This window comes from Canibacter oris (assembly GCF_014197205.1).
GTDB lineage: Bacteria > Actinomycetota > Actinomycetes > Actinomycetales > Microbacteriaceae > Canibacter > Canibacter oris.
Map to the genome: position 1 here is coordinate 1 of NZ_JACIFD010000010.1, position 12,481 is coordinate 12,481.

At 56.0% G+C, this 12,481-nt stretch carries 12 protein-coding genes; 7 read left to right on the forward strand and 5 right to left on the reverse strand.

Translation table 11 applies throughout. The features are described 5' to 3' along the window. Nucleotides 1–484: 484 nt before the first annotated feature. The 3 genes from F5897_RS05415 to F5897_RS05425 form a co-directional block, all read right to left on the reverse strand. Nucleotides 485–1,171 (reverse strand): hypothetical protein, encoded by a 687-nt coding sequence (locus F5897_RS05415; RefSeq protein WP_183304772.1) that lies wholly within the window; start codon nucleotides 1,169–1,171, stop codon nucleotides 485–487. Nucleotides 1,172–2,290: 1,119 nt separating this feature from the next. After that, nucleotides 2,291–3,583: a tyrosine-type recombinase/integrase gene (locus F5897_RS05420; protein WP_183304773.1), complete on the reverse strand. Its 1,293-nt coding sequence runs from the start codon at nucleotides 3,581–3,583 to the stop codon at nucleotides 2,291–2,293. 298 nt (nucleotides 3,584–3,881) lie between these two features. Continuing rightward, nucleotides 3,882–4,355, reverse strand: a complete 474-nt coding sequence (locus tag F5897_RS05425) for a hypothetical protein (protein WP_183304774.1) — start codon at nucleotides 4,353–4,355, stop codon at nucleotides 3,882–3,884. A 215-nt stretch (nucleotides 4,356–4,570) separates the two neighbouring features. Here F5897_RS05425 and F5897_RS05430 point away from each other — a divergent pair, with 215 nt between their 5' ends. Next, complete coding sequence (locus tag F5897_RS05430; protein ID WP_183304775.1) at nucleotides 4,571–4,831, forward strand: hypothetical protein; 261 nt, start codon at nucleotides 4,571–4,573, stop codon at nucleotides 4,829–4,831. A gap of 106 nt (nucleotides 4,832–4,937) precedes the next feature. Here the strand turns inward: F5897_RS05430 and aspS are convergent, their stop codons facing one another. Then, nucleotides 4,938–6,290, reverse strand: coding sequence for an aspartate--tRNA(Asn) ligase (gene aspS, locus F5897_RS05435; RefSeq protein ID WP_183304776.1), 1,353 nt, complete (start codon nucleotides 6,288–6,290; stop codon nucleotides 4,938–4,940). A gap of 152 nt (nucleotides 6,291–6,442) precedes the next feature. Between aspS and F5897_RS05440 the strand changes: the two genes are divergently transcribed. The 5 genes from F5897_RS05440 (at nucleotide 6,443) to resB (ending at nucleotide 10,833) form a co-directional block, all read left to right on the forward strand. Further along, nucleotides 6,443–6,970, forward strand: coding sequence for a GNAT family N-acetyltransferase (locus tag F5897_RS05440; RefSeq protein WP_183304777.1), 528 nt, complete (start codon nucleotides 6,443–6,445; stop codon nucleotides 6,968–6,970). 77 nt (nucleotides 6,971–7,047) lie between these two features. Further along, nucleotides 7,048–7,713, forward strand: coding sequence for a histidine phosphatase family protein (locus tag F5897_RS05445; protein ID WP_124824931.1), 666 nt, complete (start codon nucleotides 7,048–7,050; stop codon nucleotides 7,711–7,713). Nucleotides 7,714–7,722: 9 nt separating this feature from the next. After that, nucleotides 7,723–8,319 (forward strand): TlpA family protein disulfide reductase, encoded by a 597-nt coding sequence (locus tag F5897_RS05450; RefSeq protein ID WP_183304821.1) that lies wholly within the window; start codon nucleotides 7,723–7,725, stop codon nucleotides 8,317–8,319. A 27-nt stretch (nucleotides 8,320–8,346) separates the two neighbouring features. Continuing rightward, nucleotides 8,347–9,114, forward strand: coding sequence for a cytochrome c biogenesis protein CcdA (locus F5897_RS05455; protein WP_183304778.1), 768 nt, complete (start codon nucleotides 8,347–8,349; stop codon nucleotides 9,112–9,114). 63 nt (nucleotides 9,115–9,177) lie between these two features. Next, nucleotides 9,178–10,833, forward strand: coding sequence for a cytochrome c biogenesis protein ResB (gene resB / locus F5897_RS05460; protein WP_183304779.1), 1,656 nt, complete (start codon nucleotides 9,178–9,180; stop codon nucleotides 10,831–10,833). Between the two features lie 170 nt (nucleotides 10,834–11,003). Here resB and msrB read toward each other — a convergent pair whose 3' ends face one another. Then, entirely contained in the window at nucleotides 11,004–11,459 is a 456-nt protein-coding gene (gene msrB / locus F5897_RS05465) for a peptide-methionine (R)-S-oxide reductase MsrB (protein WP_183304780.1), read from the reverse strand. Between the two features lie 129 nt (nucleotides 11,460–11,588). Between msrB and F5897_RS05470 the strand changes: the two genes are divergently transcribed. Continuing rightward, entirely contained in the window at nucleotides 11,589–12,458 is an 870-nt protein-coding gene (locus tag F5897_RS05470) for an HtaA domain-containing protein (RefSeq protein WP_183304781.1), read from the forward strand. Nucleotides 12,459–12,481: the final 23 nt, after the last annotated feature.

The following is a 12,481-nucleotide window of genomic DNA, read 5'->3' on the forward strand; positions in this document are numbered from 1 at the left end:
CGGCGGACGTGTGGGGCGCTGAGTCCGAGCATGTCGGCGGTTTCTTGCACGGTGTACATGCGGCGGGTGCGAGCGGCTGGCGCGGCTGGGGCGGGTGTGCCGCTTGGGGGTTGGGTTTTCATGGTGTGACCTTTCTCGTTTGTGTGGGTTTCGTATGTTTGTACGTTTACAGGTCTATCAGGTTCACGATTGGTTTTTTTCTTGTTATTTGGCTTTGGGTTGTGGAATTTGGTTTATTTTGCGCCTGTTTTGGCTGGTTTTGGTTGTGAGTTATCCACAGGCGCCAGGGTTATTTTGTAGTATTTTTGTTCTATATTTTGGATTGCATTGAAATGCATTGGCATGCATTGGCATGCATTGGGCGTGCGGGTTGGTTTGGTTTTCCACAGTGTCCCTACCCACTGAGCTTGCGTGTTTTGGGTTGTTGAAAACTCAGCGGGTGGGGCGTGTGGCTCCGGCGTGTCGCACCCTGTCCGGTGTGGTGTTATTTCTTCGCCGTATCTGCTGGCGTGGTTTCTGCAGTGTCCCCACTGGGCTGTTTTTCTGCCGTGCGGTCTCGTAAGTCGTAGAGGTTGTCGAGGGCGTCTATTGCGTCGGTGAGGTGACGGACGATAGCGGCGCGTACGTTAGCGTCTGCGAGCGCTGTGGCTTTCGCGTATTGGCGTGCGTCTTCAACTGTGTTTATGCCGGTTATTTGCTGGATTGTGACGTATTTGCCACTGCGCTGGTGCGTGGCTATGAGGTTGGCGAGTGCTAGAGCGCTGGCGGCGTCATCGATTAGGCCGCGGCGGGCGTCTTCAAGCCGTTCGGGTTCGTCTTCCATAAAGTCGCAGTAGCGGCTGCCGCTGAATTTGTCTGCGATTTCGATGATTTCGCCGGTTTCGTCCTCAATCGTGATTAGGTAGTCAATCATGTTATGGAGGTCATCGAATGTTCTGATTTCGTGTACTTCGGTGTCTGGGTTTTCGGGGTCATGTGCGAGGGTGCAGCCGGTTACTAGGCGTGAGCAGAGTTCAGGGTGTCTGTATGCTTTGGGGTGGGGTATGTTTAGGGTTTTGCCGATGTTCTGCGCTTTGCGGGCTGCGGCTTGAAGAGCTGCGCCGGTTTGGATTGCTGCGGCGGTTGCGAGCCCGGTGGCGCTGTGGTTTGGTTTTGGGGTTGGGTTTGTCATCGTAGTGTCCTGCCTTTCTTACGGGCTTTAGGGGTATAAAAAACGCCGGGGGGTTAAGAAAACGCACACTACTGCGCCAGCCACATTTTCACGCCGTAGCGCTGTTGTATGTATGCAGCTCCCCCCGGCTGTTAAACCGGTGCGCCCTGTTAGCCGGGCGCGGTGTCGCTGTAGTGTTTGCGGTTTCTTAAGCCGACAAAAGTAAACCTATCAGGGTGGGGTGGGCTTGTCTATTTTACCTGGTCGGGGCGGCGTTTCATTGCTGCAGTGTGGTGTGCTTTATCTCTGTTTGAGGATTGCCTAAAGCGTGTGAGGTGGTTTAACGCGCCGGAGGGTATTTTTAGGTGCCTTTTCGTAAAAATGTTCTAGCAGCGTTTCTAACGCGCTTTTTTGGGTGGAGATATGTACTACCACCCTGGGTGGGGTTTTCGTGCGCCAGGCGGGCGGCTAGACGCGTTTCCGGGTACCGCGAGGGCTCAGCCTGTGTGAAGGCTTGCCGTGTTGAGTGTTTTAACCTGTTCCAACGTCCAGCGCGGGGCGGTGTGTTTTGGCTCTGGAAGGGCGGCCACGGGCGGCTGGTAATTTTCCGCCTGTTCCCGGCCGTCCGTGGTCGTCCTTTCCGAGCCCCGGCGGTGGGCGGTGGAACAGGCCGCCAGTGCGGCAAGTTTTCCACAGGCTGAGCCCTCGCGCGTACGCGCGCGCGTAAAAGTATATTTTTATTTATTTATTTATTTTCTTTATTTCTTTAAAATACTGCTACCCGGTGAGCGGGTAGCTATGACACGGTGAGCGGGTAGCTATGACACGGTGAGCGGGTAGCTATGACACGCTGAGCGGGTAGCTATGACACGCTGAGCGGGTAGCTATCGGCTTTTTTGCTACCCGGTGAGCGGGTAGCTAACAGCGAGTTTTCCACAGGTTTTAGGAGTCTGGGTGGGCGTGATTTTGCCCCCTTTTGCTACCCGGTAAGCGGGTAGCTATCGGGCTCTAAAAATGGTTGATGTGTAACACTTAATAAACGTTACAAACCATCGGGCACGGGCGCGGGGCTTTGCTCTGGTCAGCTACCCGGTGAGCGGGCACCTGTTTCCGAAAATGCAACCGTAAATGAGGGGCGCTCTAGCCTTCTAACAGTGTGGCCGCGGTCGTGTCTGCGAGCGTGGCGGCTCTGTGGTTGCGGTTGCGCATATAGGCGTGGTGTGTTTCGGCGTTGGTGTGTCCGGTTTGTGCCATTGTTTCGGCTGCGGTGGCGCCGCTTTCTGCCATTGTGGTGACGTATAGGGCGCGTAGGTCATGGAATCTGAAGTTGTGTATTTGTTTTAGTTTTGGTGCGGTTTTGGCTTTTCCGCCTTTTGTGCGGCCGCCTGTGTAGTCTTCGGGGTTGTAGGGCACGGGTTCGCCGTGTTCGTTTTCTAGGTGGTCTATGCCTGCTAACAGTAGGGCTTTGTGCCAGTGGCGATTGAATGTTTTTTCGCTTACTACGGGTTGGGCGTTTGGTTTGCCGTTGCTGCGTGGCTGTGGGGCGAACAGGAAGGCGGTTGGGTGTTTAGCGGTGTAGGTGTCTAGGTGTCGGGTTATGTGTTGGGTTAGTTGTGTGGGGGCGGTTACGGTGCGGGTGCTGCCGTGGGTTTTGGTCCTGGCGTCTACGATGTAGCGCCCGGTGGCGCTGTCGTATATTGCTTGATGGTTAATTTCGATTTGGTAGCGGTCGCCGGTTTTTATTAGGTTGCGACGCTGCAGTCCTCGTATTTCGCTTGCTCTAAGGCCTGTGAGGGCTGCGAGTAGTGGCATTAGTGTGAGTTGGGGTGCGAGCTGGTTAAAGTGCTCGATGAGGTGCCGGAATTGTTCGTTTGTGATTGTTTGGTATTGTTTTCCGGTTTTGCTGCGGGTGATGTTTACGGGCACGGGGTTTTTGAGGGTGTAGCCGTATTCCTCGATTAGTTGGGCGTATATGCTTCTGAGGTGTTGGGCTTCGTGTCCTGCTGCGGTAGCTGCGGTTGCGGCGCGCTCGATGTGCCAGCGCCTAACGTCGGTGGGGGTAAGTTGGTCGGGGGTGAGGTCTGCGAATTGTTTAAGGCCTTTGCGCCAGTATCCGAGTAGTGTGTTGCGGGTGCGAATTGCTAGGGGTTCCCCGTAGCGGTTTGTGCCTGTGGTGATTATCTCAGTGGCGAGCGCTGCGAGGGTTTGAGCTTCTAGTGTTTTGGCTTCTGCCGGGTCTTGCCATGTGCCGGAGCTTATTTCTAGTTGTATTTTTGCTATGGTGTCGCGGGCTTCACGTACTGTTGTGTAAGTTCCAGCGCTGATACGCCTAGAGGGGTCTTCTGGGTGTGTGTAACGGGCTTGATATTTGCCTGATTTGAGTTTTCGGACGCTTCCGAAACCGGTGCCACGTCCGGTTCTTTTTTGTGCCATTTCCACCCCTTTTTTTGTGCCACAAACGTGCCACATATTTTTGAAAAATGGTGCTTGTGCCACAAACGTGCCACATAATTAGAGCAATATAGATTAAAATATAACACAATAGTGCAAAGCGTTTTACCGCGTATTTCCGGGGTTTTTTCGGGTTTGGGTAGTGTTTTCTAGGGGTGTTTTTAACCTGTGACAGTTTTGCTACGGATCAGAAGGCCAGGGGTTCGAATCCCTTAGGGCGCGCAAAAGAAAAACCCTGGTCAGCCAGGGTTTTTGCTTTTCTCGATTGTTTTGCCGGTTTTCAGTATTTGATTTTGTTTGCCTGTGAGCGCTGCTGGAGCAGGGTGCAGCAACCCCACACCAGCATCCAGGTTTGTAGCAGCGGAATGCTGGTAATGGCGTTAAGTAAAAAGGGAATAATTGCCAGCAATGCATAAGGTTGAGGGTAAGTGAAGATTAATAACTCAGTCATCGCAACCAGGGGCAGAGTTATAAACCTGTATTTAAGCATCCAGTGAGCAAACTTTTTAGGTGCGAGCCGTAGCCTAAGCAGTGCCAGCCAGAAAGTTGTGTGCAGAATATTTGCCAGTAAAAGTATCGAAAGTGACGCTGAGAAAAAGCTGCCGGCCGGAAACCTTGGTGACATTAGCAGAAAACCAGTAAATAACCCAAGGGTGCTCGCAAGGAGGTCGGAGATGCTGACGCTGCTCAAAATCTGGTGCTTAAGCCCCACCAGAAATTTTTTTATAGCGTTGTTTTTGGCTGCTTCGAGCATAGTTTGAGTATAGTTTGAAAATTAATCATCTGGATATCTTAAGCCCCGCAAACTGTATTTCGAACATAAGCTGGCTCACTAGATTTTGTTGAGAATAATACCTCAGCGCGGATATGTTGACTTCCTGTGCGGCATCTAACAATCATTGACATCTGAAAAAGGCAGTGCTAATTTTGTGTGTAAGATTTCTCAAGTAACAATGGAGGTGCTGAGATATGTCTTCAGCGACACGCAGAAACTGGTTCTATGACTCAGTTCGTCCCCGTATCACGGCGCTGTGCTACGGGCTGTTGGCAGCGGCGCTGGTGCTGATTTTGCTCGGGTCTATCCTGCCCAGCACCGTGTGGTGGTGGAGCTGGCCGGTGGCTTTAGTGCTGCTGATTTTAAGTGCCTGGCGTGAAATGTGGGGGCTCTTATTTATTGCAGTGCTGATTATGCTGCTGCCGCTTGCCGCAATCGGCTTGCAAGGAATCTAGGTAGCGGGTCACACCCAACAGCTAAAAAGGCGAGGCTGGGCGCTTTTAAGCACCTGACCCCGCCTTTAGTCTGCTGTGCAGGCGTGCCATGATGGCACGGCTTGCACTACGGCAACAGGCGTGTTGGGCCGCGGAACAGGTAAGTTACCTCGCGGATAGAAGCCTGCTCCAGCATTAGCATCAGTACCCGCGCCAGACCCATGCCGAAGCCGCCGTGCGGCGGTACCCCGTGCCGGAAGAAGTCGAGATAGAACTTCAGCTCAGCCGGATCCATCCCCTTCTCTTTCACCTGCTCTTCTAACACCTCGATGCGGTGCTCGCGCTGCGCGCCGGTAGAAATCTCAGTGCCGCGGTAAATCAGGTCATAGCTGCAAGTCAGCTCGTTGTTGTCAGCGTGCCGCATGTGATAGAACGGGCGAATGCTGGTTGCGTAATCGGTAAGGAACACGAAATCGTGACCGTACTTCTCCTTCACATAGGCGTGAATCTGCCGCTCGCCCTCAGGATCCATATCAGCGTCAGCGCGCGGCACCTCATAACCGCGCTCCTTCACAATCTCCTTCGCCTCAGCGAGTGGAATCCGCGGGAACGGGGTGCTTGGCACCTCAACGGTAATGCCGAACAGCTTCTCAATCTCTGCGCCGTGCTTCTCCTTCACCGCGGTGAAACCGGCAACAATCAGCTCCTCGTGCAGCTGCATAACATCCTCGTGAGAGTCGATCCAGCTAAACTCGCAGTCGATTGAGGTGAACTCGGTTGCGTGCCGTGAGGTGAAAGAAGGATCAGCGCGGAACGCCGGCCCCACCTCAAAAATGCCGCCAAACCCAGCAGCCTGCGCCATCTGCTTAAACAGCTGCGGGCTCTGTGCCAGGTAAGCGGTGGTGTCAAAATACTCTAGGCTAAACAGCTCAGCCCGGCTCTCAGATGCACTCGCCATCAGCTTCGGAGTCTGCACCTCAATAAACCCGCGATCAATCCACACCTGCCGCAGGGCGTGCAGGAAAGTGGTTTGCACCTTAAAAATCAGCGCCTGCTCAGGGCGGCGCAGATCCAAAAAACGCCAATCAAGCCGCACATCAATACCGCTGTCAGGCTGCACCGGAGTGTCAGGGTCAGCCTTGGTAATGACGTTAAACTCGTCAATCTGAATTTCCACCCCGCCGAGCTTCACCCGCTCGTTGTGCTGCAGCTCACCGCTGACTGTCACAAAGCTACCGGTCGCAACCTCGCTAATCGCGGTGGTGCGCTCAAAGCGCGCCGGATCTTTCGGATCTTCAGAATTCGGGTCAAGTTCGCGCACTACGCCGCCATTAACCAGCTGCACCGCCTGGCCAGACTCGTCACGCAGCACTACGAACTGCACGTAACGCTGGTCGCGCACCTTTTCAACCCAACCAGACACAGAAACAGGGCCGTCTTCGCGCCCCGCTAACTCAGAAATAAGCACACGTTCAATCATTCTTTCAGTCTATCCGATTCCAGGGTGAGGCACCCAGAAAATCGCGTAAAAACAGTGCCGGCAGGCAGCGGAATCGGGCGGGCGGATCCACCACAGCATAAAAACTCCCAGCCGCGGCACGGCGAACTCACCAAACTCGGTAAACTCAAAATGTGACAGAAGTGAACCCCGCAGATAAATACGTGCGACTGGCAACCCCGGCAGACTATGCCGCGGTGGATGAGCTGGTTGATGCGGCATACCGCAACGATTACGGCGACATGGACACCAGCTGGGATGCTTACCGCACCGCCGCCAAACGCGCCGCCTATCCGCTGGATATTTGGGTAGTGTGCCGCGCCGCAAGTGACGAGGTGATCGGCACTATTTCGAGCCGCAAATTTGGGCAGCGCGCGGTTTATGAGGAGACTCCCGCGGGAGATATGGACCTCAGGCTGTTAGCAACCAGCCCGCGGGCGCGGCGCGAGGGCATCGGGCAGCTGCTGCTCGAACACGTTACCGCGGCGGCAAAAGCACAGGGTTTTAGCCGGATTATGTTGAAAACAGATATCGCCTGGGAGGGTGCGCAGCGGCTGTATCACCGGCTCGGATGGCAGCGGTTCCCGGAGCGCGACGGCATATGGGATAGCGGGGAGCGCAGCGAGGTAGACACAGTTATCAGTTTTGCGAGGGAGCTGTAGTCGCTGGTGCACGGCGCGGTATTTGCCGGGAGCGACACTTTGCGCCGCTTCTCAGCGCTCCAGCGTAAACTAAAGGCGTGAGCGAACAGACAACACGACAGATACACCTGGTGCGGCACGGCGAGGTTTTTAACCCTGACGGGGTGCTGTACGGCAGGCTGCCCGGCTTCGGTCTCAGTGAGAACGGGCATAAAATGGCGGCCCTCGCAGCCGCTGAGCTGGTTGATCGCGGTCGCCTGGTGGGGCAGCTTTACGCTTCGCCGCTGCTCAGAGCACAGCAATCTGCAGCGCCGTTAGCGCAGGCATTTGAGTTGCCGATCCACACCGAACAGCGCCTGTTGGAGCCGACTAACAAGTTTGAGGGGCTGCGCAACCACGGCCCAGATTCGGCGTTTAAGCAGCCGCAGCACTGGCTGAAACTGTGGAATCCGCTGCTGCCGAGCTGGGGCGAGCCGTATGCACGCATCGCGCGGCGAATCACAAACTTTATGGATTACGCCTGGAGCATTGCCGAGCTTGACGAGGTTGAGGGCGATATTGTGATGGTGAGTCACCAGGCGGTGATTTGGGCGGCGCACCGCAAAATTGCGGGGCTGCCGCTGGTGCACAATCCGGCAAGGCGTCGCTGTGATTTGTCGAGCATCACGACTTTTACGCGCATTGATGAGCAGTGGCAGGAGCTTGGCTATAGCAGTCCGGCAGCCGCTCTGATTGAACGAAGCAAAGATGTGGGGGCTGTGTAAGTGCGAAAAATGATGCCGCTGGTGGCAACAACTTTGACGGTGACCGGGCTGGCTTTGGCCGGGTGCAGCAGCGAGCCGCTTGCTGACACCGCCGCAAACAGCGCAAATATTGGTTTTGTTGTGGGAGATGGCGCAACCACCTCGATTCCTGTTGCGGAGCGCACCGAGCCGGTAGAGTTTAGCGGCGCAGACGACGCGGGAAACACCATTTCTGCCGCTGATTTTCGCGGCAGTGTTACCGTGGTGAACTTCTGGTATGCTGGCTGCGCGCCGTGTCGCGCGGAGGCTCCGGATATTAACGGCGCGGTTGCTACGCTGCAGGCTGAGGGCGTGAAGTTTTTAGGGGTTAATACCCGTGATCAGGCGGCGCAGGCGGCGCAGTTTGAAGCCGAGTTTGGGGTGCCGTATCCGTCAATTATGGATGCTGCGGGGGGCCGCTCGGTGCAGGCTGCGTTTGCCGGACAGGTGCCTTTGAACGCGGTGCCAACAACCCTGGTGCTAGACCGTGAGGGGCGAGTAGCGCACCGCGTGGTGGGGCAGCTGGCAAGTCAATCCCAGCTAGAAACTCTGGTGAAAGAAACCCTGCAAGAAGCAGCTAATCAGTAGGCGCTACAAGATTGGAAGGTTGCTAGAGTGCAGGATCTGATTTCCAACGGCAGTCTCGTGCTCGCTTGCCTGGTGGCGATTTTGGCCGGCGCAGTGTCGTTCTTTTCGCCGTGCGTTTTGCCCCTGGTGCCGGGCTATCTTGCATATGTTGGCGGATCCGCCACCGCAGCCTCCGCTGCCGTCACAGGAGATGCCACAAAGCGTGGCAGGCGCCGGCTGGACCCGCGGCTGATTTTAGGTTCGCTGCTGTTTGTGGCGGGCTTCACGGTGGTTTTTGTGTTGTTTTTTACGCTCGCCGGCACTGTCGGTTCGTGGCTGTTGGCGCACGAGCGAATTATTACGCAGGTGATGGGCGTGGTGATTATTGTGCTCGGTTTGGCGTTTATCGGGGTGTTGAAACCGCTGCAGCAAACCGCGAAAGTACAGGCGAAACCCGCTGCGGGGCTGCTTGGAGCCCCGATTTTGGGCGCTGCCTTTGCGCTCGGGTGGACACCCTGCATCGGCCCCACTCTGGGCGTGATTTTTGCGCTCAGCCTACAAGAGGCAACCGCGGCGCGCGGGGCGCTGCTCGGGGTCGCCTACTGCATCGGTTTGGGGCTGCCTTTTGTGCTGGCAGCCGCGGGCCTCGGATGGATGGCGAACGTGTCTCGCTGGGTGATTCGCCATATGCGTCAGGTTAATCTTGCCGGCGGTATTTTGCTGCTGCTTATCGGGCTGTTGATGGTCACCGGGCTGTGGAGCAAATTGATGTTTGCGATGCAGGCGTGGATCGGCACCGTGACGCTGCCGCTGTAGCTCGCTGCCGCCTTAGAATCGGCATAGAATTAGAATAATTTCAGCACCAGATAAGGAAAAATCTTGCGCAGACCAGCTGATTATGAAGATGGTTCCCTGACCGCGGCGCCGCTTGAAAAAACCGGCACCGGTGTGGTGGGGTTGCTGCGCTGGTTCTGGCGACAGCTCAGCAGCATGCGGGTGGCGCTGATTCTGTTGCTGCTGCTCGCGGTGGCTGCAATTCCGGGGTCGTTGGTGCCGCAGCGAATCGCCGACCCTAACGGAGTGGAGCAGTTTAAAGCCGACAACCCGGAACTCTTTAAAGTGCTTGACGCCTTCCCGATTCAGGCGTTTGACGTCTATTCCTCAGTGTGGTTCTCTGCCATTTATTTGCTGCTTTTTGTGTCGCTGGTAGCGTGTATTGTGCCGCGGATCGGGCAGCACTATAAAGCGCTGCGGCAAGATCCACCACGCACCCCGGCACGGCTTAATCGCATGGTTGGCTTCACCGAGAAACGGTATGAAAACCCAGATGCGGAGGCGGCTGAGCAACTGCAGACCGCGCACAGCGTAATTGCTGCGGCAGCTGGGCTTTTAAAAGGGCAGCGGTATCGTACCGTGGTGCGGGAGACAACAACCCGAAGCGGCACGGAAGTGTCTGTGTCTGCCGAGCGGGGATACCTGCGGGAAACCGGTAACCTACTGTTTCACATCGGTTTGGTGGGGGTGCTGGTGACAGTGGCGCTGGGCTCCGGCTATAAACTCAACGGGCAAAAGGCGCTCTATGAGGGCGAAGTACTGGTGAACTCGCTAATTGATTATGACTCGGTAACCACTGGGCGGTTCTTTGATCCCGCCAGCCTCGACCCATTCCGGGTGCGACTTGACGCTTTCGAGGTTGACTATTTAACCCCGGAAGACACCACTAAAACCGCGGATATTGGCCGCGTCGAAGACTATCGGGCGAAGGTTACCGTGATTGCGGCAGACGGCACCTCGCATGAGGATGTCATCAAAGTGAATCACCCGCTGCGCACCGCCGGGTTGCCGCTGTACCTGGTTGCAAACGGTTACGCGCCGCACCTTGAAGTGCGCAACAGTGCTGGCGAAGTGGTTTTTGACGAGCCGACGCTGTTTATTCCGCAAGACACTAACCTCACATCCCTCGGTGTGGTGAAACTACCTCACGGGCTAGAGCTTGACGGACAAGGTACCCAGGTGGGGCTGCGTGGATTTTTCTACCCAACGAAAGCCGACACCGAGTCTGGGGCCTTTACCTCTAACTACCCAGATCTTGAAAATCCGCTGCTGACACTTGATGTGTACGCCGGTGATCTCGGCATTAACTCTGGGATTCCGCAGTCAGTTTACGCGCTAGATACCTCGCAGATGCAGCAGCTTACCGGCCGCCAGATAGATGTGGCGTCACTGCAGATTGGGCTGGGGCAGACCGTAGAGCTCCCGGAGGGCATGGGCACAATCACTTTGAAAGCAGTGCCACGCTACGCCGCTTTTGAAATTATGGATGATCCCACCGCAGTGGGAGTTTTGGTATCTTCAATGCTGGCCTTTGGCGGGCTTATCGCTTCGCTGTTTGTGCCCCGCCGCCGACTGTGGGTGAAAGCAGTTCTCGCGCCAGGGGTAATGACCCTGCAGTACGCGGGTTTGGCCCGTGGTGATGACCCCAGCTTAGATGCCGCGGTGAGGGCGCTGCGAGAGAAGCACGAAGAACTGCTGTAACGGCCCCGGCTAAACCGGAAGCGGCGGATACTCTGGCGTAAGCAGCGAACGTTGAAGTGCAAGCGTCCGCTGCTTACGCCGGATAGTGGCGGGATTTCAGCGACATAGCGCGTTGCCCCTCAGCAGGGTGTAGACGTTACCGCTCGCTCGAGTGCGGGCCGCACTGCTTGTTATTGCTCAAACACCGATTTGGTGGTTGCCGGTGCCGGGTTGTTGGCAGCGGCTCCGGCCTCGAAATCAAGCGCAACCGAGTTCATGCAGTAGCGGTCACCGGTTGGGGTGCCAAAGCCGTCTGGGAAAACATGGCCGAGGTGGGATCCACAAGCTGCGCAGCGCACTTCGGTGCGCATGTGGCCGAGAGAGTCGTCATCAAGCAGCTGTACTGCCTCTGGGCGGACCACCTGGTAGAAGCTTGGCCAGCCGCAGCCCGAATCGAATTTAGTTCCGCTCTGAAACAGCTCAGCTTTGCACGCGGCGCAGCGGTAGAGGCCGTCACGCTCTTCATGTAGCAGCTCACCTGTGCCTGGGCGCTCGGTGCCAGCTTCGCGTAGCACGTGATACTGCTCAGGAGTGAGCTTTTCGCGCCACTCGTCGGGGGTGTGTGAAACCTCGTATGCTGCGGTCATGGTTGTCTCTCTTTCAGTTTTGTCTATGACCTTTATTTTAGCTCCTGTTCGGGATTCTCTGCCTGGTAAGTTTCAGCGCAAAATGGTAAGGTATACCTTAGTCAAATCTGCTAAATCCAGGAGGATTATATGTCTGTAACTCGCAAGCTAACAGCTTTTGCGATGCTTCCTATTGCGGCAGCATCTTTGAGTTTGGGTGCCGGTAGCGCTGTGGCGGCGCCGGTTGCGGCCAACACAACTGCAGCAAGCTGCGAACTGACAGGAGGCACTCTGACCTGGGGTGTGAAAGAGAGCTTCCGCTCTTACATCTCAGGCGGTATCGCACACGGTTCTTGGGAAGCGCTCGACGGTGCAACCTACGAAACTCCAAATTTTAACTTCACCAACGGGGCGGGTAGTGCTGCGGCAACTACCGGAGCAGAGGTGAAATTCGGTGGTAAGCTGCTCTTTACTGGCCACAACGGGTTGCTTGACCTCACTATGTCAAATCCTACCCTGGTAATTAAAGACAACCAGAGCGCAACCCTGAAACTGGATATGCGCTCCAACGACACCTCAGGAGAGCTCGCTGTTGACGAGAGCCAGGTCACCGTTGCTGACATTAACCTGGCGGGTAACGTTACCTATGACGCAAATACCATTACTATCACGGCAGCCCCAGCTGTTTTGGCTGAAGCTGGAGTTGCTGCTTTTGGTGATTTCTATGAGGCAGGCGCAGAGCTTGATCCGGTGACCTTTAGCGTTACCAGCGCAGCGGGTTGCGCCGGCGCAGCGTTCGGAGAAGAGGTTGCAGCGCCGCAAACGACAGCAGAGAGCGCAGAAACTGCTCAGGCAGAGCCAGAAGCAGTGGCGGTGAAGCAGGAGCCAGCTGCAACTGGGTCACAGGTGCCGGTGCTGCCGATCGCACTGACTGCAGGTGGCCTGCTGGTAGTGGGCGGCACTGTGTGGGCTGTGATGGCACGGCGTAAGCGCGAGCAGCGGAACGATACCGAACTCTAGAGTGGGCATTTTGTAAGCTAGCG